This window comes from Pseudoalteromonas sp. DSM 26666 (assembly GCF_900116475.1).
In the GTDB taxonomy this organism is placed as follows: domain Bacteria; phylum Pseudomonadota; class Gammaproteobacteria; order Enterobacterales; family Alteromonadaceae; genus Pseudoalteromonas; species Pseudoalteromonas tetraodonis.
Genome location: NZ_FPAR01000007.1, coordinates 1 through 23469, shown reverse-complemented (window position 1 = coordinate 23469; position 23469 = coordinate 1). Strand labels below are relative to the sequence as shown.

General features: G+C 41.1%; 26 protein-coding genes. 11 read left to right on the top strand and 15 right to left on the bottom strand.

Annotated features, from left to right (window positions below):
- Positions 1 to 49: 49 nt before the first annotated feature.
- The 11 genes from BM380_RS13485 to BM380_RS13435 form a co-directional block, all read right to left on the bottom strand.
- A complete protein-coding gene (locus tag BM380_RS13485) occupies positions 50 to 322 on the bottom strand; it encodes an HPr family phosphocarrier protein (RefSeq protein WP_013463979.1) in 273 nt (90 codons plus the stop codon).
- Positions 323 to 341: 19 nt separating this feature from the next.
- Entirely contained in the window at positions 342 to 1184 is an 843-nt protein-coding gene (gene rapZ / locus BM380_RS13480; RefSeq protein ID WP_010390558.1) for an RNase adapter RapZ, read from the bottom strand.
- 19 nt (positions 1185 to 1203) lie between these two features.
- Entirely contained in the window at positions 1204 to 1656 is a 453-nt protein-coding gene (gene ptsN, locus BM380_RS13475) for a PTS IIA-like nitrogen regulatory protein PtsN (RefSeq protein ID WP_013463980.1), read from the bottom strand.
- A 4-nt stretch (positions 1657 to 1660) separates the two neighbouring features.
- A complete protein-coding gene (gene hpf / locus BM380_RS13470) occupies positions 1661 to 1948 on the bottom strand; it encodes a ribosome hibernation promoting factor (protein WP_010390562.1) in 288 nt (95 codons plus the stop codon).
- Between the two features lie 26 nt (positions 1949 to 1974).
- Positions 1975 to 3474: an RNA polymerase factor sigma-54 gene (locus tag BM380_RS13465; RefSeq protein ID WP_024601344.1), complete on the bottom strand. Its 1500-nt coding sequence runs from the start codon at positions 3472 to 3474 to the stop codon at positions 1975 to 1977.
- Between the two features lie 69 nt (positions 3475 to 3543).
- Complete coding sequence (gene lptB / locus BM380_RS13460) at positions 3544 to 4269, bottom strand: LPS export ABC transporter ATP-binding protein (RefSeq protein WP_013463982.1); 726 nt, start codon at positions 4267 to 4269, stop codon at positions 3544 to 3546.
- Positions 4266 to 4805: a lipopolysaccharide transport periplasmic protein LptA gene (lptA, locus tag BM380_RS13455; protein ID WP_016900279.1), complete on the bottom strand. Its 540-nt coding sequence runs from the start codon at positions 4803 to 4805 to the stop codon at positions 4266 to 4268. Before lptA ends, lptB begins: the two co-directional genes overlap by 4 nt.
- Positions 4795 to 5349 (bottom strand): LPS export ABC transporter periplasmic protein LptC, encoded by a 555-nt coding sequence (gene lptC, locus BM380_RS13450; RefSeq protein WP_013463984.1) that lies wholly within the window; start codon positions 5347 to 5349, stop codon positions 4795 to 4797. Before lptC ends, lptA begins: the two co-directional genes overlap by 11 nt.
- Positions 5346 to 5897, bottom strand: a complete 552-nt coding sequence (gene kdsC / locus BM380_RS13445; protein WP_013463985.1) for a 3-deoxy-manno-octulosonate-8-phosphatase KdsC — start codon at positions 5895 to 5897, stop codon at positions 5346 to 5348. The genes lptC and kdsC overlap by 4 nt, the downstream gene beginning before the upstream one ends.
- Positions 5898 to 6869, bottom strand: a complete 972-nt coding sequence (locus tag BM380_RS13440) for a KpsF/GutQ family sugar-phosphate isomerase (RefSeq protein ID WP_016900276.1) — start codon at positions 6867 to 6869, stop codon at positions 5898 to 5900.
- 3 nt (positions 6870 to 6872) lie between these two features.
- Positions 6873 to 7841 (bottom strand): calcium/sodium antiporter, encoded by a 969-nt coding sequence (locus tag BM380_RS13435; protein ID WP_024601341.1) that lies wholly within the window; start codon positions 7839 to 7841, stop codon positions 6873 to 6875.
- Between the two features lie 266 nt (positions 7842 to 8107).
- Between BM380_RS13435 and BM380_RS13430 the strand changes: the two genes are divergently transcribed.
- From BM380_RS13430 to murA, 7 genes are read left to right on the top strand one after another with little or no spacing between them, the layout of a single operon-like run.
- Positions 8108 to 8923 carry an ATP-binding cassette domain-containing protein gene (locus tag BM380_RS13430; RefSeq protein WP_090494817.1) on the top strand — a complete coding sequence of 272 codons (816 nt, stop codon included), beginning with the start codon at positions 8108 to 8110 and terminating at the stop codon, positions 8921 to 8923.
- Complete coding sequence (gene mlaE / locus BM380_RS13425) at positions 8923 to 9702, top strand: lipid asymmetry maintenance ABC transporter permease subunit MlaE (RefSeq protein ID WP_013463989.1); 780 nt, start codon at positions 8923 to 8925, stop codon at positions 9700 to 9702. Before BM380_RS13430 ends, mlaE begins: the two co-directional genes overlap by 1 nt.
- A 14-nt stretch (positions 9703 to 9716) precedes the next feature.
- A complete protein-coding gene (mlaD, locus tag BM380_RS13420) occupies positions 9717 to 10265 on the top strand; it encodes an outer membrane lipid asymmetry maintenance protein MlaD (protein ID WP_013463990.1) in 549 nt (182 codons plus the stop codon).
- Positions 10266 to 10270: 5 nt separating this feature from the next.
- A complete protein-coding gene (locus BM380_RS13415) occupies positions 10271 to 10951 on the top strand; it encodes an MlaC/ttg2D family ABC transporter substrate-binding protein (RefSeq protein ID WP_024601339.1) in 681 nt (226 codons plus the stop codon).
- Positions 10944 to 11237 carry an STAS domain-containing protein gene (locus tag BM380_RS13410; RefSeq protein ID WP_008465119.1) on the top strand — a complete coding sequence of 98 codons (294 nt, stop codon included), beginning with the start codon at positions 10944 to 10946 and terminating at the stop codon, positions 11235 to 11237. Before BM380_RS13415 ends, BM380_RS13410 begins: the two co-directional genes overlap by 8 nt.
- Before the next feature lie 5 nt (positions 11238 to 11242).
- Positions 11243 to 11500, top strand: a complete 258-nt coding sequence (locus tag BM380_RS13405; RefSeq protein WP_007378312.1) for a BolA family protein — start codon at positions 11243 to 11245, stop codon at positions 11498 to 11500.
- A 14-nt stretch (positions 11501 to 11514) separates the two neighbouring features.
- Positions 11515 to 12774, top strand: a complete 1260-nt coding sequence (murA, locus tag BM380_RS13400) for a UDP-N-acetylglucosamine 1-carboxyvinyltransferase (RefSeq protein ID WP_008465122.1) — start codon at positions 11515 to 11517, stop codon at positions 12772 to 12774.
- A gap of 91 nt (positions 12775 to 12865) precedes the next feature.
- Here murA and BM380_RS13395 read toward each other — a convergent pair whose 3' ends face one another.
- The 3 genes from BM380_RS13395 to BM380_RS13385 all read right to left on the bottom strand — a co-directional run bounded on the left by BM380_RS13395 (position 12866) and on the right by BM380_RS13385 (position 15945).
- Positions 12866 to 13948: a trypsin-like peptidase domain-containing protein gene (locus BM380_RS13395; protein ID WP_013463993.1), complete on the bottom strand. Its 1083-nt coding sequence runs from the start codon at positions 13946 to 13948 to the stop codon at positions 12866 to 12868.
- An 87-nt stretch (positions 13949 to 14035) separates the two neighbouring features.
- Positions 14036 to 15388: a Do family serine endopeptidase gene (locus BM380_RS13390; RefSeq protein ID WP_008465125.1), complete on the bottom strand. Its 1353-nt coding sequence runs from the start codon at positions 15386 to 15388 to the stop codon at positions 14036 to 14038.
- Positions 15389 to 15510: 122 nt separating this feature from the next.
- Entirely contained in the window at positions 15511 to 15945 is a 435-nt protein-coding gene (locus BM380_RS13385; RefSeq protein WP_008115546.1) for a Z-ring associated ZapG family protein, read from the bottom strand.
- Between the two features lie 133 nt (positions 15946 to 16078).
- Between BM380_RS13385 and zapE the strand changes: the two genes are divergently transcribed.
- Entirely contained in the window at positions 16079 to 17167 is a 1089-nt protein-coding gene (gene zapE / locus BM380_RS13380; RefSeq protein WP_008465128.1) for a cell division protein ZapE, read from the top strand.
- Positions 17168 to 17316: 149 nt separating this feature from the next.
- Here the strand turns inward: zapE and gorA are convergent, their stop codons facing one another.
- Positions 17317 to 18678, bottom strand: a complete 1362-nt coding sequence (gorA, locus tag BM380_RS13375) for a glutathione-disulfide reductase (protein ID WP_090494816.1) — start codon at positions 18676 to 18678, stop codon at positions 17317 to 17319.
- Positions 18679 to 18930: 252 nt separating this feature from the next.
- On the opposite strand from gorA, the gene prlC reads away from it, so the two are divergent.
- The 3 genes from prlC to BM380_RS13360 all read left to right on the top strand — a co-directional run bounded on the left by prlC (position 18931) and on the right by BM380_RS13360 (position 23155).
- Positions 18931 to 20982 (top strand): oligopeptidase A, encoded by a 2052-nt coding sequence (prlC, locus tag BM380_RS13370; RefSeq protein ID WP_013463996.1) that lies wholly within the window; start codon positions 18931 to 18933, stop codon positions 20980 to 20982.
- A gap of 162 nt (positions 20983 to 21144) precedes the next feature.
- Positions 21145 to 22323 carry a response regulator gene (locus BM380_RS13365; protein ID WP_090494814.1) on the top strand — a complete coding sequence of 393 codons (1179 nt, stop codon included), beginning with the start codon at positions 21145 to 21147 and terminating at the stop codon, positions 22321 to 22323.
- 76 nt (positions 22324 to 22399) lie between these two features.
- Positions 22400 to 23155, top strand: coding sequence for a class I SAM-dependent methyltransferase (locus BM380_RS13360; protein WP_090494812.1), 756 nt, complete (start codon positions 22400 to 22402; stop codon positions 23153 to 23155).
- Positions 23156 to 23469 lie beyond the last annotated feature (314 nt).

Sequence of the window (23469 nt, the reverse complement as noted above, 5' to 3'; positions counted from 1 at the left end):
CAACCACTATTAACCTAAGCTTAGGATGATGAGTTAATAATGAACTTTTTTATTCTTGCTCATTAAATCGTTGGTCGATGAGCTCACCTATTGCGCTAAGTGCAGGCTCAGCGTCGGGGCCTTCGCATACCACCTTAACTTCTTTGCCTTGGCTGCTTTCGAGTAACATAAGTGCCAGCACGCTATCGCCAGCGGCTTGTTTGTCATCTTGAAATAAAGTGATTGTGGCATCAAATTGCACAGAAAGCTGAGCTAATACTGTCGCCGCTCTAGCGTGTAATCCTAATTTGTTTTTTATTAAAAATGTATTTTCTAAGCGCATTGCATGTTCTCACTCGGTATTATTCTTGTTCTCGGTGGCGAATTTTTACATTAGGATGGCTCATTGCAAAGCTTTCGCCAATGGTTTGCGCTAAATAAACAGAGCGGTGTTGCCCACCGGTACAGCCAATTGCAATGGTTAAGTAGCTGCGGTTATTTCGTTCTAAATGCGGCAGCCATGTTTGCACAAATGTTTGAATTTGCCATGTAAATTTTTGCACTATACTGTGACTTGCTAGGTAGTCTTTTACTGGTTGGTCCAGCCCTGTAAGTGGCTTAAGTTCAGGCTCCCAATGCGGGTTTGGTAAAAATCGGGCATCGAATACGTAATCTGCTTCTTTAGGGATGCCGTGTTTAAAACCAAATGACTCAAAGGTAATGATCAGTTGTTTATCTTTTTTTCCGAGTATTTTTTCACGAATAGACTCAGCAAGCTGATGCACACTTAAATCCGTGGTATCAATCATATAATCAGCACGGTTAATCAATACATCAAGTAGTTGTTTTTCTTTTTTTATGGCTAAATCAAGCGGCAAAGAATCAATAGATAAAGGGTGGAGACGTCGCGTTTCTGAAAAACGTTTTATTAATGTTTGATCGTCACTGTCTAAATAAAATACCGTTGGTTTAGTAAAACCAGGTAAATATTCAATGATTTCATTAAACTGCTGTTGCTCTTTAGGTAGGTTACGTACATCAACACTCACGGCAATTTTATTATAACTGTCGGAAACACTGCGCACTAATGATGGTAATAAATTAAGAGGAATATTGTCTACACAATAATAACCTAAGTCTTCCACAACGCGTAACGCCACAGATTTACCTGAGCCTGAACGACCGCTTATAATTATTAATTCCATTTATCACCTTTCTTTATTACTACGATTGACTGACGATAACCTGATACAGTTCGCTATCCGATTTGGCGGCGCGTAACTGTTTACAAAATTCTTTATCATTGAGCTTATCAGCAATCGTGGCTAGCGTCTTCAAATGCTGCTGATTATCGCCATCGGGAACAATTAACGCGACAAAAATGTCAACCGGCCGGTTATCAATCGCATCAAAATTAATAGCTGTTTCGCTCACTAAAATCAAAGCAAGGGGCTCTTGAGCTCCACTCATGCGACCATGTGGAATAGCAATGCCTCGGCCAATGCCTGTACTTCCAAGCTTTTCTCTTGCAGTTAATGCATTAAGAATATCTTGTTGTGTTAAATAGGGCAGCTTATTGTGAGCCAATTCACTGATAAATTCTAAAATTCTTTTTTTACTATTAAAAAGGACCGCAGCTTTACTGCAGTCCTGACAGATAAGTGAGCTTAGTTTCATAGTGTTAGTGTCGAGCAAGTTTCTCTTTGTGTTTAATTACTTGACGATCTAGCTTGTCAATGAGCGAGTCTATAGCGGCATACATATCTTGATGCTCAGTAGAGGCAAAAATCTCAGCGCCACTAACATGAACGGTTGCTTCAGCTTTTTGGTTTAGTTTTTCTACATCGAGAATAACGTGCACATTCGTTATGTGATCAGTGTGCCTCTGTAACTTCGAAAATTTACTATTTACGTAGTCTCTAAGCGAGTCGGTAATATCTACATGGCGACCAGTTAAATTCAGTTGCATAAACATTTTCCTCTTTGTTGTACGCCTTAAATCAAACTTTTACGTTGATTAGACGGGGGAATAGCTAGAGATTCGCGATATTTTGCAATGGTTCTCCTCGCTACTTTAATTCCTTGCTCTGCCAATATATCTGCAATTTTACTATCACTCAATGGTTTAGCTGAGTTTTCTGCAGCGATTAATTTTTTAATTAATGCACGTATTGCTGTTGATGAACATTCGCCACCATTTTCAGTACTTACATGGCTTGAAAAGAAATATTTAAGCTCAAAAATGCCACGTGGTGTATGCATGTATTTTTGCGTAGTAACACGCGATATAGTCGACTCATGCATTTCCACCATTTCAGCCACATCGTTAAGCACCATAGGCTTCATAGCCTCAGGACCGTGTTCAAAAAAGGCCTGTTGCTGCTGCACAATACAGTTGGTTACTTTAAGTAGCGTGTCATTCCTACTTTCTAAGCTTTTTATAAACCATTTAGCCTCTTGTAAGTGCGAGCGAATAAACTGGCTATCACCACTTGATTTAACCGTACGCGACATAGCTGCATATTGGCTATTTACTCTGATCTTAGGCATGCTATCTGGGTTTAATTCAACTACCCAACGACCTTTAACTTTCTTAACCGACACATCAGGAATAACGTATTCAGACTCTTCTCTAACAATAGTGTCTGCCGGTTTTGGGCTGAGCGTATGAATCAACGTCATGATTTCTTTAAGCTCATCTTCTTTAAGCTTTGTTTTTTTCATTAACGTGCGATAGTCACGTGCAGCAAGTAAATCAATATGATCGGTTAAGATCATTTTTGTTTCGTTTAAAAAAGGTGTGTCTTTATCAAATTGATTTAGCTGAATACACAAGCACTCTTGTAAACTACGCGCGGCTATTCCCACTGGATCAAATAGTTGAATACGCTTTAGTACCGCTTCTATTTCGTCAAGTTCAACTTCATCTTCGCCGTCGTTTTCTTGGTTAAAGCTTTCTAATATTTCTTCACAGCTAAGGGTTAGAATCCCTGAATCGTCCACAGCTTCTACAATTGCAATAGCTATCGCTTCATCGGTAGGACTAAACGGCGTCAGTTGAAGTTGCCACATTAAATACTCATGCAGCGTTTCAGTCGAAGAGCCTTGATAAATAGATTCATCTTCTGGCATTGGGCCCGATGAAGAGGCAGGCGCAGCGCTCATATATTCATCCCAAGTAACATCCATAGCCATATCATCGCTAATGGTGTCTTTGGTCATTGCTTCGCCGCTATCTTGCTCATACTCGCTAGGTTTATCGTCAGCTGAGGCACTTAGCGTTAAGTCATCGTTATCGGCTTTTTGTTCGTTTTTACCTGCAGTGTCTTCGCTGTAATCGTGTTCTTCAACTTCAAGCAAGGGGTTGCTATCGAGCGCTTCTTGAATTTCTTGCTGGAGATCCAATGTACTGAGTTGCAATAAGCGAATTGCTTGTTGCAACTGTGGAGTCATTGTAAGTTGCTGGCCCATGCGCAGCTGTAATGATTGCCTCATGTATCTCTAACAATCCTTTTAAATTAGTATAATTAATCTTAGCAGATGCTTAGTGTAATAACACACATATTAGAGCTTGAACTGCTCGCCTAAATAAACATCGCGTACTGTTTTATCGTTTAATACATATTCTGGAGTGCCTGATGCAATTAACTCCCCATGAGAAACTATGTAGGCTTTTTCACAAACATCAAGAGTTTCGCGTACGTTGTGATCTGTGATAAGTACGCCAATTCCTCGGTTTTTAAGATGCTCTATAATCTTTTTAATATCTAATACTGAGATAGGATCAACCCCCGCAAAGGGTTCGTCTAAAAGGATAAATTTAGGGTTTGCTGCTAACGCGCGAGCAATTTCAACGCGGCGACGTTCACCACCTGATAAAGCCATACCTTGACTATCGCGGATATGCTGAATGCTAAATTCATCAAGTAAATTATTTAAGGTATCTTCGCGTTGTTGTTTATTTAATTCTTTACGTGTTTCTAAGATAGCCATTAAGTTTTGATAAACAGTCAGCTTTCTAAAAATAGACGACTCTTGCGGTAAATAACCAATCCCTAAACGCGCTCGGCTGTGCATCGGTAATAAAGTAATATCTTTATCATCAATTGATATTTTGCCTTTATCGCTAGGCACAAGGCCTACAATCATATAAAAAGTGGTGGTTTTACCTGCACCATTAGGGCCAAGTAACCCCACAATACTGCCAGCTTCAACCTCTAGGCCAACGTTTTTTACAACTTCACGACCTTTGTAGCTTTTAGCTAATAGCTCTGCTTTTAATGTGCTCATGGTTGACCTTTATCATCTTCTTTTTTATTTTCAACAGGGACTAAAATAGTGTGTACACGGTCTGTTGAGTTTTCGTCTTTTTCTGCGCTAATTAACTGCTGCTCGATATCGTAAGTGATACTTTTAGCTGTTATTTTTTGACCTGCTTGAGCAATGCTTGCATCGCCGATTAAGGTTAAAAAACGCAGCGACACATCGTAACGCACTTCATTAGCACTGGCGCTCATTATGGTGCCATCAGCTTGTGTTTCTTCAAAATATGCAGGGCTGCCTGTGGCAATTAATAACTGTTTGTTATCGCCTAGGTCATCGCGTTTATGCACTTCTAAACGGTCAGCTGTGATACGGCGATTACCATGAATAATTTCAACATTTTTCTCAAAAATGCCTACGTTTTCTTTTAATTGACCTTCTTGCTTATCTGCACTAATTGAAATTTGATTAGCAGCGGGGGCTTCAGCAGGTTCAGCGCCATTACTGTTAAAAGCAATTAATAGTGAGGGAACAATTAAAATTTTAAATAGGTTATTGGTCATAATATAGGGTTCGCGTATGGTTAATAAGTTTAATCACCTCGGTTTTTAAATCGGCCTCAAGGCCTTTACCTGTGATTTTTAAATTAGGTCCTGTAATAACGACAGGCTGCTGTGATTGCATGGTTAATAGTTTTATATCAACATTGATGGTCTGGGCGTTGATCGTATCGATCATGGCGTTATCTACTAAGTTTTGAGCGGTTACATTACCCTCTAACACCAGTTGACGGTCGTCGTAGAGGGTGGCTTCATCGGCGTTAATACGCCATGTTTGCTGCTCGTTGTATAAAGTGAATATAGGCTTTTCAAAAAAGGTAAAACCGAGTTGTTGATACAACTCCATTTTTACCGCAGTTACCTTATGGCTCACTTTACCTTGTTCATTATAAGCCGTTTGTTTTAGCTCAATAGCGGTATAATCAGGCTTAGCAATAACTTGTGTTTCTTCGCTTGCAGTAATATCAACCTTAGTAAAATAAGGATACCAGAGCCAAACCATACAGCTTATGAATAAAACGCTCAGTATAATGCGCGCTACATTCATGAACTCGTTCCTTGGCTAGTTAGTGGCTTGTTATTTTCGAGCATAAGTAAGTCTGTCAGCTCTCTTACCGCACCAAAACCGCCGGGCAGTTGGGTTACATAATGTGATAAACGTTTAATAAGTGGATGAGCATCGTTTACGGCAACCGCAAAACCGACTTGCTCCATTACTGGCATGTCTGGGCCATCATCACCTATATAAGCAATTTGCTCATCGCTAAGCGCTAATTTTTGTTTTAATTCTTGATAGGCTATGAGTTTGTCTTCTTGGCCTTGATATATATGTTGTACGGTTAAACTGCTCATACGTTGCTGCACTATATGAGAATGGCGCCCGGTGATCACGGCGACTTCAAAACCGCTGTTAATTAGGGCTTTGATACCAAATCCGTCTTTGGTGTTAAATGCTTTGAGTTCTTCACCTTGGTTTCCAAGGTAAATACGGCCATCAGAAAATACACCATCAATATCACAAATTAATAGCTTTACTTTTTTTGCGCGCGCCTTTGCATCATCACTTAGCGGTTGATAGAGATCTTCAAATTGCATTTATAGCACTCCCGCTTTAAGTAAGTCTTGCATATTTAGTGCGCCAATCGGTTGATTATGCTCATTAATTACAATTAAGCCATTAATACGTTTTTGTTCCATAATATTTAACGCTTCAGCCGCGAGCATCTCTTGGGTGGCTGTAGTACACGACTTGGTCATCACAACATTAATTTCAGTGCTATGAATGTCAATACGTTGCTCTAAAATACGGCGTAAATCGCCATCGGTAAACAGGCCTGATAATTGCTGGTCACTATCAACAATAGCGGTCATGCCGAGTCCTTTGGCCGACATTTCAATTAAGGCATCTTTAATCGTTTGCGTCTCGTTAATGATAGGCGTATCAGCACCACTGTGCATAACATCTTTAAGAGTTAAGAGTAATCGCTTGCCTAAGCTACCACCAGGGTGCGATAGTGCAAAATCATCAGCAGTAAAGCCGCGTGCTTCTAATAATGCCACCGCCATGGCATCACCCATAGCGAGTGTGGCAGTGGTACTTGCAGTAGGTGCTAAGCCCAATGAGCAGGCTTCTTGTTCAACTTTAATACACACATGCACATTTGCCAATGTTGCCATGGTTGAGCCTTGGTTGCCTGTCATGGCAATCATTTTGGCACCAATGCGCTTTAATACTGGAATAATATTAAGTACTTCGCTGGTTTCACCAGAGTTTGAAATGAGGATAACCACGTCATTTGCTGTGATCATTCCTAAATCACCATGGCTTGCTTCACCCGGGTGAACAAAAAATGCGGGGCTGCCGGTACTGGCAAGAGTGGCGGCTATTTTGTTACCAATATGGCCTGATTTACCCATGCCAATAACAATAATACGACCTGAGCAGTCATACATTAATTGACAGGCTTGGTTAAAGCTTTCATTAACGTATTGTGTAATATCGCTGAGTGCTTGGCGTTCAATCTCTAGAACACGTAACCCTTGTTGAATAAAGTTTAGCGTTGCCATGGGCTATCCTACTTGACTAAAAATATAACCTTGGTAAATCATAAATGCGACGATGAGCAAGCCACCTTCTATTCTATTGATACGTCTTTGACCTCTAAAGTTCAATGACATAGCAATTAGCGCCAAGGTTGCGCCAATCATAATAATAACATCACGGTTAGCTACCGAAGTATCGATAACCGATGGATTAATTAATCCTGCCAGCGGTAATACCGCTAAAATATTAAAAATATTCGAACCAACTATGTTACCCAGCGCTAAGTCATCTTCATTTTTAAGTACACCTGCAATTGAAGCTGCAAGTTCAGGTAAGCTGGTGCCTATAGCAATAATGGTCAAACCAATCACTAAGTCACTTAAGCCAAAATATTTTGCGATATCAACGGCTGAACCAACTAAAAAGTGTGAACTAACCGGCAGTAAAATCATACCCACTACCAGCCAAAAAACAGCTTTTTTGGTTGGTACGTTGTCAGGTACTTCGTCACAGGCTTCGCTCACAAACGGATCGTCTTGGTTTTTAGCTCGCAGTGAGACAAAAATAAGTCCGCCAATAAAAACAACAAAGCCAAATAATAAGGCTGCACCTTCAAAAAATGAAAAATAGTTATCTGAAAAAATATACCAAGTTGCAATGGAGACCAGCAGTACCAGTGGAATTTCACGTTTTAACGTACTTGAAGATACTGATAAGGGTCTTAAAAGGGCGGTAATACCTAAAACTAATAAGATGTTAGTGATGTTTGAACCAACTGCATTACCCACGGCAGTATCGGTTTTATTTGCCAAAGCTGCTGAAGCCGATACCATCATTTCAGGCGCTGAAGAGCCCATAGCTACCACGGTTAAACCTACAATTAGCGTTGGCACGCCAAAGTTTTTAGCCAGTGCTGCTGCACCATAAACAAACCTGTCTGCACTCCATACGAGAGCCGCAAAACCAAGAATTAAAATGACAAACGAGGTAACCATTGTGATAAGCCAATTAATGTAAATTCAGATAGCGCGAATAGTAACAAAAGCCACCATAAAAGTATAAATAAAAGAATAAGGTGTAATACATTAGGCGGTTATTTTAAGTATTCTTTGGCGCTTTTTATATGAAATTTTAAGCCAAAGTTAAGGCTGCTTGAATCAATCTTATAACTGTTTTTGCGACACTATTACAAAATCTTACGAATTGTTTTTTCCATATTGGTTAAAAAACCCTTAAAATAGAAATATGAGAGAGTATTGTTATGGAGAGCGACTTGTCGCAATCAATAGTAGAAGTCAAGGATGTTACCTTTTCTAGAGGCGATAGGGTCATATATAAAAATATGAGCTTTGACGTACCTGAGGGTAAAATTACTGCCATTATGGGGCCAAGCGGAATTGGCAAAACCACGATGCTACGCCTAATAGGTGGCCAGCTTAAACCAGACTCCGGTGATATTTTATTTAAAAACGACAGCATTGTCGCTATGTCGCGCAAAGAACTCTACGCGGCACGTAAACGCATGAGTATGTTATTTCAAAGCGGTGCCTTATTTACTGATATGTCGGTGTTCGATAACATTGCATTCCCCATTCGAGAGCACACGCACCTCAGTGAAGATTTAATCCGTTTAGTGGTATTAATGAAACTACAAGCTGTTGGCTTACGTGGTGCTAAAGATTTAATGCCTTCAGAGTTATCTGGCGGTATGGCACGTCGTGCAGCTTTGGCTCGCTCTATAGCGCTTGATCCTGAACTTATTATGTATGATGAGCCTTTTGCAGGACAAGACCCTATTTCAATGGGGGTTTTAGTTAAGCTGATCAAATCTTTAAACGAAGTACTTGGCTTATCTTCTTTAATTGTCACGCACGATGTGACTGAAGTAATGAGTATTGCCGACCACGTTATTATTATTGCTGATCAAGGCGTTATTGGCAGTGGTACACCAGAGCAGATGCGAGAGCACGAATCACCACTTGTTCAACAGTTTTTAAAAGGGTTATCAGATGGTCCAGTGCCATTTCATTATCCAGCACAAACCTATGCAGATGAACTGTTAGGAGAGCAGCAGTAATGTTGGATTTACTACAAAAAATAGGCCACAAAACGCTGGGCCGATTTGCTGCACTGGGGCGTTCAACCCAAATGCTGGCAAGTGCGTTATGGCATGTACCCAATTTTAAAAAAGGCACACCTTTACTCGTACGCCAATTATATATGGTTGGCTCACAGTCATTATTGATCATTGTTGTATCAGGATTGTTTATCGGCATGGTATTAGCCCTGCAAGGCTATACTGTTTTAGTTGATTATGGCGCTGAAGACAGCCTAGGCCCTTTAGTGGCACTTAGTTTATTACGTGAACTTGGGCCAGTAGTAACCGCATTATTATTTGCCGGTAGGGCAGGCAGTGCGTTAACCGCTGAAATTGGCTTAATGAAAGCCACCGAACAGTTATCGTCGCTTGAGATGATGGCCATTGACCCGCTTAGACGAATTATAGCGCCGCGGTTTTGGGCTGGTTTGATTAGTATGCCAATGTTGGCACTTATTTTTTCTGCTGTAGCTATTATTGGTGCTCATTTAGTGGGGGTTGATTGGCTAGGCGTTGATACGGGAAGTTTCTGGTCAATTATGCAATCTCAGGTGTCGTTTGAAAAAGACATACTAAACGGTTTAATTAAAAGTATCGTATTTGCGATTGTTGTTACCTGGATTGCGCTTTACAAAGGGTATGACTGTGTTCCCACATCAGAGGGGATCAGCAAGGCAACAACAGAGACAGTGGTGCACTCATCACTAGCGGTATTAGGTTTTGACTTTATTTTGACAGCGGTAATGTTTACCAGCTAATAGGGTATTAAATAATGAATTCACGGAAATTAGAAATTTTAGTTGGTTTTTTTGTAGCATTGGGCATTTTGGCATTTTCAATGCTGGCGCTCAAAGTGGCTAATTCGGGTATTAGCGGCTCAGGTGAAACCTACACATTGAACGCCAAGTTTGAAAATATAGGATCATTAAAAACGCGTGCACCCATTAAGGTGGGCGGCGTTGTTATTGGTCGTGTAGAGTCAATTTATGTACACCCACAAGAGTTTTTACCAGTAGTAAATATGAGTATTGATGCGCAGTATTTATGTCGTTTTTCAGACACTAGTTCCATCTCTATCTTAACCTCGGGTATTTTAGGTGAACAATATTTAGGGATTAACCCCGTTATCGCATCAGATTCAGCTAAACAGCGATGCTTAGGCGAAGATGTAGCGAACAGCGAACAAGATCAAGCCATTGACGATTTATTTGGTGTTCAAAGTAAAGCATTAGCTAACGGCGATTCTATTACAGATACCAAGTCAGCATTGGTACTAGAAGAATTAATAGGCCAGTTTTTATTCAACCAAGGTAGTGAGTAATTATTATGTTGAAAACATTTTTAGCAAGTATCGCATTAGTAACTGTCACGCTAGTACAAAGTGTACATGCCGGTGAAGTGAAATTGACTGATCCTAATAAAATGGTACGTCAGGTTGCTGATAATACCTTTGAGCGTATTACCAAAGACCAGCCGTTAATAACCACTAACAAAGAGCATTTACGGGTCATCGTTGAAGAAGAACTGATGCCGTACATTGACTACAAATATGCTGCACTGAGAGTGTTAGGTAGCGAAGTATCTAAGGTACGCGCCATTACCGACAAAGCAGAAAAAGCAAAAGCAATTGAAGATATTCAGCGTTTTATTGGCGCGTTTAGAGAGTACCTTGTTGCCACTTATGCTGGCGTTTTTACCCAGTATACTAATCAACAAGTTGAATTTGCTGCCGAGCAGCCTTTTAAAGGCAAAGATGTGGTGGTGGTAAAAACCAAAATTGTAGAAGCCGGTAAGCCTGATATTAAAATTGATTTTAAAGTACGTGAAGATAGAAGTGGCGAATGGCGTGCTTACGATATGATTGCTGAAGGCATTAGCTTACTTGATGCAAAACAAAGTGAGCTTCAGGGCATTTTACGCCAACAAGGTATTGACCACGTTAGCGACCTGTTAGAGCAAAAAAGTAAGTTACCGGTTCAGTTTAGAGGCAGTGACACAAATGACTAAATTGGCAATCAGCCAAGTCGATGAACAGCATCTACGAGTCAGTGGTGAATTGACTCATAATTCAATTGGCAATGAACGGCTTCTGAATACCAAGCGACAAACTGAGCATAAAACCCTTTATTTTGACCTAAGTGAGGTGACAAGGGTTGACACAGCCGGCTTAGCTTGGTTAATTCACTCTTTTACAGAATTTAAGCAACAAGGCATTCGCCTTGAATTGCAAAACCCACCTGAACAACTGCAAAACCTTATGCAGTTAGGCCAGGTTACAACCCTATTTGAGTGAGAGTTATGGAAACGAGTCAAGTCGAAACATTATTACGCGACGAACTTCAGTTAGCTGAAGTACATGTAAAAGCCAATGGCAGTCATTATGAAGTAATCGCTGTCGGTGAATGCTTTGACGGATTAAGTCGTGTTAAAAAGCAACAGCTAGTATATGGGCCATTAATGAACACTATTTCAGACGGTACCATTCATGCTGTTTCTATCCGCGCTTTTACTCCGACAGAGTGGAAACGTGAGCAAAAATTCATTTTACCGCAATAAATAAGGCCCCTTAGATGGATCAATTTGTAATTCAAGGTGGCACTTCACTCGCTGGTGAAGTAACTATTTCTGGCGCTAAAAACGCAGCTCTTCCGATTCTATTTGCAGCTTTATTAGCTGATGGCAAAAGTACTTTTACTAACGTACCACATCTTCGCGATATCATTACGACCGAAGCCTTATTAAAAACGTTAGGCGCTGATGTTCAGTGGCAGGGCGATTCACTCATTATTGATGGTGCAACGGTAAATAGCACGTTAGCGCCTTATGACTTAGTAAAGCAAATGCGTGCGTCAGTGCTTGCACTTGGCCCTTTAGTCGCTCGATTTGGTGAGGCACAAGTATCCTTACCTGGTGGCTGTGCTATTGGTGCGCGCCCGGTTGATATTCATATTCAAGGCTTAGAGCGTATGGGCGCTCAAATAACCGTTGAAAACGGTTATATTAATGCCAAAGTAGATGGTCGCTTAAAAGGCGCTGAAGTTTTCATGGAAATGATTAGCGTAGGTGCTACTGAAAACTTACTGATGGCGGCAACGCTCGCCGAGGGTAAAACAGTACTAGAAAATGCTGCCCGCGAGCCAGAAATTATCGATTTAGCCAATTGCTTAATTGCTATGGGGGCTAAAATCAGTGGTGCGGGCTCAAGCCGTATTGAGATTGAAGGGGTTGAGCGTTTATCAGGTTGTGAACACCGCATATTACCGGATCGTATTGAAACAGGTACCTTTTTAGTGGCTGCAGCGATGGCTGGCGGCGAAGTACTATGTAAAATGACCGATTTTCATTCACTTGAGCCTGTAATAGAAAAACTACGTGCAACCAATGCGTTATTAGAAGTGCACGATGACAGTATTTACTTAGACATGCGAGGCCGAGAGCTTAAAGCGGTGAATATTAAAACTATGCCTCATCCAGGTTTTCCAACCGATATGCAAGCGCAGTTTACCGCATTAAATGTGGTGGCTAATGGTAGTGCGACGATTACCGAAACTATTTTTGAAAATCGTTTTATGCATGTGCCTGAGCTACAACGTATGGGCGCTAATATTCGCTTAGAAGGCAATACGGCCTTTTGTGGTGAAACAAAAAGCTTATCGGGTGCGCAGGTTATGGCAACCGATTTACGCGCATCGGCAAGTCTTATTCTAACGGGGATTGTGGCTCAAGGCGAAACGGTTGTTGATCGTATTTATCATGTAGATAGAGGCTATCAGCGTATTGAAGATAAACTCAGTGCGCTAGGTGCTAACATCAAACGTAAAAGCAATTAGTTATACTAATACAATTATTATTCTAATCCATAAAAAACGCGATGATCTATCGCGTTTTTTTATGTCTAATGCCAAAGTATAAATAAGCGCTTTATAGCTTGGTTTCAAGCTCTGCTACTTTCACCATTATTTTTTGTATTTCACCGTTACGGTAAAGCTCAAATTCAATTTCTTTCCCCGGTTCGGTACTGCCTATTTTTTTCAATACATTTTGTGGATTAGCCACTGAAAGCCCAGCAATTTTAATCACAATATCTTGCTCTTCTATACCCGCCTGCCATGCAGGACCTAAAGGGTCTAGGTTGGTAATACGCATGCCTGCAACAGGCGTTAAGCTATCATTGACCTCTTTGCCTGTACTGTCTACCGCTGTGCCTTCAAAGCCCAAATAGCCGCGTACAACACGACCATGGCGTATAAGCTTACCCATTACCTCTTTTGCCAAGGTGTAAGGCACCGCAAAAAAGATCCCTTGTATATTTAAGTTTTCACGGGTTTTAAACTGGGCAGAGGTGATCCCTACTAAATCGCCATTAGAATTTACCAGTGCACCACCAGAGTTACCTACGTTAATAGCAGCGTCCATTTGCAGTAAGTTATTGTAAGGACTATCGGTAATTTTTTGTTTACCGGTGGCGCTAATGATCCCCTGAGTAATGGTTTGCCCTAAGTTAAGTGGGTTTCCGATGGCTAACACTAAATCGCCTACACTCGAACTGTAGTTATCATTAACGGGTATAACGGGCAGGTGATTGGCATTTATTTTTAATAATGCTAAGTCGGTAATAGTATCAAAGCCAATGAGTTGCACATCAAAAAAACGTCTGCCGTCAGTAAGAATAACCAGTATTTGATCGGCATTATTGATCACATGGTAATTAGTCAAAATATAACCGTCAGGTGACATGATCACCCCAGAACCAAGCTCTTGCACCGTATTTTGGCGTTTGTAGCGTGGCTCTTTAGAAATGCTTTCTGAAAAAATGGTGACAACCGATGGCGCTGCGCGCTTAACTGCATCAGAAAAGCTCAAATGACTTGCAGTCATTGCACTAGGTAGCGGCACGTTAGGTAGCAATGCAGTGCGCATGTTAGGGCTAAAAAAAACCACTAAAAAAGCAATGCCTAAACCGGCAAATAGAGGAGGAAGTACAAATTTTAGAAGTTTTAGCACGGTATTCTTATTGTTAGTGAGCAATCCCTTTATGATGGCACAAAAAAAATAACAGCGGCAAGTGCCGCTGTTACTTTTATTGTATTATTACTGAATTAATACAAAAATAGATTCACGTCCGCGTTTCACACCTAACACAATATTACCTTGAATATCTTCGATAATTTTGTTCATGTCGCGAATGCTTTCTACTCGTTGACGGTTTACTTGCACAATAACATCGCCTTCTTCAAGGCCAACCCGTGCTGATGGCGAACGAGGGTCTACAGAGGTCACCTCAATCCCTTTCATTTTGTTCTTCTTCACGTTTTCAAGCGTTGCACCTTGGAATGCTGGGTGTAACTCTTCGCCCGCAGCGGTAATGCCTGATGCACCATCTAGGGTTACTTCCACATTTTTAACTTTACCGTCACGGTAAATCCCCAATTGTACTTCGCGGCCTTCACCTAAGGTGGCAATTTTACTGCGTAGTTCATGGAAGCCACTAATTTCACTACCATTAATACTAATAATTACATCGCCTGCTTTAATTCCCGCTTTGCTGGCTGCAGTGTCATCCATTACCTGCATAACATAAGCCCCTTGTTTAACATCAAGCTGCTGTGCTTTAGCAAGACCTGCATCAAGAGGGCGGCCTGAAATACCTAACGAACCACGGCGTACTTCACCATGCTCTACAATTTGATCAACTAGGTTTTTCATCATATTTGACGGAATAGCAAAGCCAATCCCCACATTTCCGCCTGATGCACCTAAAATAGCGGTATTAATACCAATCAGCTCACCGTTTAAATTAACTAAAGCCCCACCTGAGTTACCTTGGTTTATCGCGGCATCGGTTTGAATGAAATCTTCGTAACCCTCAATATTTAAGCCACTGCGGCCTAATGCGCTAACAATACCTGAGGTAACCGTGTGGCTTAAACCAAAAGGGTTACCAATTGCGACGGCAAAATCACCGACACGTAAGTCATCTGAGTTAGCTAGCTTTACTGCGGTTAATTCATCTGCGTCTATTTGTAGTAGCGCAATATCAGACTCTTTATCGCTACCAATTTTTGTTGCTTCATATTCGCGGCCATCTTCAAGGGTGACCACCATTTTTTCAGCGTCTTGCACTACATGGTTGTTAGTAACGACATAACCTTTGTCAGCATCAATAATAACTCCTGAGCCTAAACCACTAAACTGGCGCTTTTGGCTACGTGGCTGCGGGTTGCCAAAAAAGAAATCGAGCGGGTCACCGCGTCGGCGAACCTCTTTAGAGCCTGAAACCTGAATACTCACTACACCTGGGGTAATTTGCTCAAGCATAGGGGCAAGTGTTGGTAATTGTTGACCATTAACGGCAACCGGCAATTTAGCAAACGAGGCGGTTGGACTTAGTAATAAGCTAGTAGATAAAATAGCAGCACTGATAAGTGATAATTTCATTTTCATAGTCAGGGTTTACTCCACTTAAAAAGCAAAAGGCTGCAATAAGCAGCCTCAAAAAAGTATATCAGTAAGATAAAACAACAAAGCTGTTATATCTAAAGACTATGGGGTCAAAAAAAAGTTCATCAAGATGCTTTAGAAGTATTCACATCACCAGCAAATAATCCTGATTTACCCGACACATAATCAGCTGGTTGAGCATCGGCGTTTGAGCGATCTGAACTACGCTCTTTTAATGACGCTTGTAACTGCTCTGTGGTTTCTTTAGAGAAAAACGGTTCAGCAGGGGCTTTATTTCTGTCTTCAAGTAATAGTTGATTGGTTTCTTCAACATGGCTTAATAACTGGTCGTAGTTTTCTTTCATTTTGTTTACTAACTTACCAGTGTTCGCTAAATGGTCGGCAACATCTTGACGATACTGCTCAAGCGAATGCTTAGCTTGCTCTGCTTGTTGCTCTAACTCATCTTGTTTAAATTGTTTTTTAGTGACAAAGGCACCAACGAAAAATGCAGCAATAGCAACCACTATCACTAAACCTACCCATGTAAATGTACCCATAAATTCACCTCTATGCGAAAATAACTAAAAAAATTTAGTTCAATAATAATTCATACTAAGTCTAATATACCCTGAGTATTGATGCGTGTTAATATGCTTTACAAATTAAACTGTGTTTTAACTGTAAATAGATATGACTCCTTGGCAAACATACCAGCAAGACCTTCAACGCGATGACTTTGTACATGACGCAGCACAAGAAAATGCAGTTCGTCATTTACAGCGTTTATACGACGATTTAACACAAGCAAAACCACAATCTAAAGGTTTTTTTGCAAAGCTTTTTAATAAAGCAGAGCCAGCTCCCATTAAAGGTTTATACTTTTGGGGTGGCGTAGGCCGTGGTAAAACTTACCTTGTTGATACTTTTTACGAAGCTTTACCGGGCGATAGAAAAATGCGAGTGCATTTTCACCGTTTTATGCACCGAGTACACGACGAGCTTAAAAAGTTAAACAACACAGCAAACCCATTAGAAACAGTTGCCGATATTTTTAAAGCAGAAACAGACATAATTTGTTTTGATGAGTTTTTTGTACAAGACATTACCGATGCCATGCTGCTCGGTGGTTTAATGGAAGCGCTATTTGCTCGTGGTATTGTGTTGGTTGCAACCTCTAATATTATACCTGATGATTTATACCGCAATGGCTTACAACGCGCTCGTTTTTTACCGGCTATTGCCTTAGTGAATAAGCATACTGAAATAGTTAATGTAGATTCCGGTGTTGATTACCGGTTACGTACACTGGAACAAGCAGAAATTTTTCACAGCCCGCTTGATGAGCAAGCTGATAAAAACCTATTTGAATACTTTGATAAGCTCTCCCCTGAGGCCGGTAAAGTAGACACCCCAATTGAAATAGAAGGGCGGATGATCAAAACCCGCAAGGTGTCTGATTGCATCGTTATGTTTGAATTTAGCGAACTGTGTGAAACCGCGCGTAGCCAAGTGGATTACATGGAAATAAGCCGATTATATAACACGGTGATTTTATCAAACGTAAAACAGCTTGGACAAAATAATGATGATGCAGCAAGGCGTTTTATTGCGTTGGTAGATGAGTTTTATGAGCGTAACGTTACCTTAATTATCTCTGCAGAAAAACCCATTACCGAGCTCTATACACAAGGCAATTTAAACTTTGAATTTAAACGCTGTATTAGTCGCCTGCAAGAAATGCAATCGTTAGAATATTTAGCCCGAGAGCATTTAGCTTAAAATACGAAGGTTAGCGGGCGACGGGCTGCGGGTCTCGAGCAAAACACCTAACTTCTAAATAAAAAAACCTTGCGATGTTAACCACAAGGTTTTTTTATTTCTCGAACCTCGAACCTCGAACCTCGAACCTCGAACCTCGAACCTCGAACCTATCTCATGGTAACAAATTCTTCCGACCCTGTCGGGTGTAGTGCTACAACCGCATCAAAATCGGCTTTAGTTGCGCCCATTTTCATGGCGACTGCAAAACCCTGAATCATTTCATCAACGGTAAAACCAATACCGTGTAAGCCCACAACTTTTTCATCATCGCCTGCACACACAAGCATCATGTTACATGCTTGGCGATGCTGAGTAACTGCGGTGTACATAGCCGCAAAGCTTGATTTATATACTTTTACATTTTCTTCGCCGTACTGAGAAATCGCCTCTTGTTCAGTTAAGCCAATGGTGCCGATAGGTGGATGGCTAAATACCACTGTTGGTACTAGGCTGTAGTCCATTTTCAAATCATCCGGCAGCGCTTTATTAAATAAACGCTCCGATAGAGTACGACCCGCTTTTACAGCAACTGGTGTAAGCTCAATACCATTTTCGATAATATCACCCACAGCGTATACATTTTTAGCCGTTGTGTTTTGGTATTCATCTACTTTTACATAGCCGCTTTCGTTTACTTCTACGCCTGCTGCAGCAAGGTTAATTTTATCGGTTGTAGGTGTACGACCAATCGCCCAAATAACCTGATCAACATTTTCGCTGTAACCGTTTTCAAAATGAATAGTTAAGCTGCCATCAGCCTCTTTTACCACCTCTTTTGGTGAACACTCAGTGTGCAGTGTTGGGCCTTCTTTTGCCATAATATCAACCAGTGTGTCGATAATGTATGGGTCAAAGGTACGCAGTGGCTTGCTCTTACGAACAAATAAATGGGTTTGTGTCCCTAGGCTGTGCAGCACACCTGCAATTTCTACGGCAATATAACCGGCACCAACAACAGCAACACGCTTAGGTTGTTCGTTCAGCTCAAAAAAGCCGTTTGAATCAATACCGTGTTCAGCACCTGGAATGTTAGGAATAGTAGGGCGTCCGCCTACGGCAACTAAAATGTGATCAGCAGTGTAATGCTCACCATTTACTTCAACGGTTTTACTATTCACAAACTTTGCAAAGCCTTTGATCACAGTTACGCCATTTTTAGCTAAACCATTATCATAGCCTTTGTGAATGCGGCCAATATAGGCTTCACGGCTTTCTACTAGCTTTGACCAGTCAAAGCCTTTAACTTCAACATCAAAACCGTAATCAGGAGCATAAAGATTAATTGCTTCAGCAACTTGAGCGCCATGCCACATTACTTTTTTAGGAACACACCCTACATTTACGCAGGTGCCACCCATGTGTTTAGCTTCAATTAATGCTACTTTTGCGCCACGCATTGCTGCACGGTTAGCTGATGCAATACCACCACTACCGCCACCAATTGCAATGTAATCAAAATGCTGAGCCATGTTTAATCCTCTAAATATTAATTTAACTTTTCTGTGCCGATGATAGCATATGCGATGAGCAAGTCACTTGTTCGGGGCTGCTAAAATCTATCAAACATCCTTCATCAAACGAAAGATATGCTATTTCAGATCAAGCTGCTAAGTGATCATTTACAGATACACACTCGTTAACTAGTAAAGCAGGTTTGCCCTTGTATTTACGTATTTTGCCCCAACTTAAATTTTTATATTTTGCATAAACCGAGAATCACTATGACCAATGCACATACTAATCCCCTAATCGGGCTTGAAGGTTTACCGCCTTTTTCAAAAATAAAGCCAGAGCATGTTGTCCCGGCACTAAAAAAAGGTATTGAGCACTGTCGCAGTGCAATTAATGATGTATTAGCAAAGCAATCATACACATGGGAAGATTTAGTATTACCCCTTGAAGAAGCTGACGATAAACTATCGCGATTGTTTTCACCGGTATCGCATTTGAACTCAGTAATGAATAATGATGAACTTCGCGAAGCCTACGAGCAATGTTTACCGCTTATTTCTGAATACTCGACTTTTGTTGGTCAGCACCAAGGTTTGTATGAGGCTTACAACGCACTTTATAACAGTGACGAATTTAAAACACTCACTACTGCCCAGCAAAAAACCATTACTAACGCATTGCGTGACTTTAAGCTTTCAGGCATTGCACTAAATCCTGAGCAGCAAAAACGCTACGGTGAAATTAGTGCGCGTTTATCAGAGCTTGCCTCAAAATTTGGTAATAATGTGATGGATGCCACGCTTGCATGGCATAAGCATATTACCGATGAAAGCCAATTGGCTGGTTTACCAGAATCAGCGCTTGCATTAGCGGCCGATACAGCAAAAAGTAAAGACTTAGACGGCTGGGTATTTACCCTAGATTTCCCTTCATATTTGCCGATTATGACCTATGCAGATAATCGTGAACTTCGCAAAGAAACATACACCGCGTTTTCTACCCGTGCATCCGATCAGGGCCCTAATGCGGGAGAGTTTGATAACTCTGCGATCATGAGTGAAGAGTTGGCACTGCGTCATGAGTTAGCACAATTACTTGGCTTTAATAACTACGCTGAAAAATCGTTGGCTACAAAAATGGCAGAATCACCCGCGCAGGTATTCTCATTTTTAGAAGACTTAGCCGCTAAGTCTAAACCACAAGCAGAGCAAGAACTTAAAGAGCTGCAACAATACGCAGAGCAAAAGCATGGTATTAGTGAACTGCAGGCGTGGGATTTTGGTTATTACAGTGAAAAACTAAAGCAAGAAAAGTACGCGATTTCAGATGAAGTTCTTCGCCCGTACTTCCCAGCAAATAAAGTACTAAGTGGCTTATTTGAAACGGTTAATCGCCTATTTGGTATTACTGTAAAAGAAGTCGCTGATTTTGATAGCTACCATAAAGATGTACGCTTTTTTGAAATTTACGATAGCAATAACACTTTACGTGGTCGTTTTTACTTAGATTTGTATGCGCGCGATCACAAGCGTGGTGGTGCGTGGATGGATGACTGTATGGGTCGTAAAGTGCGCGCTAATGGTGAACTTCAAACACCAGTTGCTTACCTGGTGTGTAATTTTAATAAAGCGATTGGCGATAAGCCTGCTTTGTTTACCCATAATGAAGTAACCACACTGTTTCATGAGTTTGGTCACGGCATTCATCATATGCTTACCCAAGTAGATGCAGCCCCCGTTGCCGGTATTAATGGTGTGGCATGGGATGCCGTTGAGTTGCCAAGTCAGTTTTTAGAAAACTGGTGTTACGAGGAAGAAGCGCTTAGCTTTATCTCAGGTCACTTCGAAACCGGTGAGCCACTACCTAAAGAGTTGCTTGATAAACTACTTGCGGCTAAAAATTATAACTCAGGTATGCAAATGTTAAGACAACTTGAGTTCTCGTTATTTGATTTTAAAATCCACCACGATTACGTGGCAGACAAACCATGTAACATTCAAGCTGTGCTTGATGATGTACGCAGTCGTACCTCAGTCATTAAGCCGCCAGCGTTTAATCGTTTTCAGCATGGCTTTAGTCATATTTTTGCGGGCGGTTATAGTGCAGGTTATTACTCGTACAAATGGGCTGAAGTACTTTCGGCAGACGCCTATTCTAAATTTGAAGAAGAGGGGATTTTTAATCCACAAACAGGCCAAGCGTTTATGCAGCACATTCTTGAAAAAGGCGGCAGCGAAGAGCCGATGGCACTGTTTAAAAACTTCCGTGGTCGTGAGCCAAGTGTAGACGCACTACTACGCCATAGTGGCATTGCCGCTTAGGGTCTATTGACCTTTGCGGATTAAAATAAAATTACAAAAGCGCCCCAGTGGCGCTTTTTTATTGCCTAAAACACAGTGTTGTTAAAGAATATTTTGAATAAATTTTAGTAGTTTCAACATAGCGTACTATGCTTTGAACAAAGTACTAAAAGGGACTAACGCATGGCAAAGTTAATACTGGCAATTGATGACGATAAATTAATGCACCATATTATTGAAGAGTCTTTAGCTGGGTTTTGTAAAGTGATCCATGCCAAAAATGGTGAAGATGGCATAAGACAAGCAAATAAATATAACCCCGATATTATTTTGCTTGATGTTGAAATGCCAGGAATGTCTGGTTATGAAGTCTGCCAAAGTATTAAACAAAATAAAGCCACAACAGATATTCCTGTAATGTTTTTATCATCCAAAGTGGGACAAGCTGAACGTATTAAAGGGTTTAGTGTTGGTGGGGCAGACTACATTTTAAAGCCTTTTAACGCACAGGAGCTGATGGCACGTATTAAAATTCTTTATCAGTACCGCAAGCAATGCGCAGCACTGCAGTATGATATAGCAAAGGCCAATAAAACAGCTGAAATGGCGATGATTGAAACCGGTGACATGGGACGCATTATGCGCTTTGTTTGTCAAAGCTACCATGCTGATAATTTAGAATTATTAAGTGAATACTTTTTAGGCTTTTTTACGCCATTACATCTCAATGTCGTGGTTGTTTTTTGGCAAAATAACCAGGGAGTGTTTTATAGCCAAGAGACGGGCGTATGCCCATTAGAGCAAGAGCTACTCATGCAGCATAAAAATGCAGAGCGCTTTGTTGATATTGGTCATAGTACTATTATTAATTACCCTAATATTTCACTGTTAATTAAAAATATGCCAATAGATACGCCATCACTGTATGGTCGCTATAAAGATTTATTTCCGCATATTTTAGAAGTAACTAACGAAAAAGTAGTTACTATACAGCAGCACCAATATCGACTAATGCGCGACAATGAGCTAACCCTTGCTTTTAAAGATATTGTTGCCCAGCTTAAAAATCAAAACGCCATGCAAACGAATGCGATTAGCCAGCTTACAGAGCAGCTCGAGCAACTCCAATCGTTAATGCAAACACAAAATGACTTACCAGCTTCGCAGCTCAATGAGCAAATAACTCAGCTTAGCCATACATCACAGCAGCTGGTTGCAACCACGAATGATTTAGCCTTTATTAAGCACCAACTAAAAACAACTACTCAACAGCGTGATGACTTAATTACTCAAACACAACTAAGTAAACAACAAGCGCAGCCAGAATCTGAGAGTGAAAATAACGATATTGAGTTGTTTTAAACTATACACCTTGCGAACTTCGTATATTGCTGCTGTTTGGGTATAATAGCGGTGAAATTTATCATCGGAGTGTGAAGTGGTTATACAGTGTGCGTTTAAAGAGTGTCGGCCATATTTGGATGAGTTAGAAACACGTTTTGGGCTTGCTCAATGGGCGGAGCAAAGCCGTGGCTTTAGTTTGCATTACGATGATAAAGGGCTAAGCCTATATAAAACTGATGAGCCTAAACTAGGTGCAATTAACGTAGACTTTGTAACTGGTGCTGTTGCACATAGGCGTAAATTTGGTGGTGGTAAAGGGCAATCAATTGCTAAAGCCGTTGGTCTTAATAAGGGCGCAACGCCAGTGGTACTCGATGCAACCGCAGGGCTTGGACGTGATGGTTTTGTTTTAGCTTCGCTAGGCTGTAAAGTGATTTTGCATGAGCGCCACCCCGTGGTTGCCGCGCTGTTATATGACGGTTTACAACGCGCTTATAACGATAGTGAAATTGGCCTATGGATGCAGCAAAATATGAGCTTAATATTTGGCTCAAGCCATACCTTACTTACTCAATGTGACAGCATGCCAGATGTGGTGTATTTAGATCCAATGTTTCCGCACCGTGAAAAATCAGCATTGGTTAAAAAAGAAATGCGGGTATTCCAAGAGTTAGTGGGTGGCGATACCGACGCCGATGATTTACTCGAGTTTGCCTACCCCCTTGCCAGCAAACGTGTTGTAGTTAAACGCCCCGATTATGCGCCATTTTTAAATGATAAAACCCCAAGCATGCAAATCAAAACCAAGAAAAACCGCTTTGATGTGTATGTAAAAGCCGCGATGGTTTAGATTAAAGGTTAACAGGCTACGAGCGACGGGCTTCGAGCCTAAAACGTGTGCGAGGTAAACTAGGGCTGATGGGGTGGCGTACACTATTTTGTAGGCGGGGCTTTATGCCGCGTATAGGGTAAAGGCTCCGAGGGTGTAATTAATGTTGTGTAACTGCCAATTATAATTTGCTTTATCAAGAGTTGGAGGGTTAGGTGATGAATAAATGACGAATTGCTTTTTAATTAATACCAAACACAATCCTGCCGAACCCCGAACCCCGAACCCCGAACCCCGAACCCCGAACCCCGAACCCCGAACCCCGAACCCCGAAC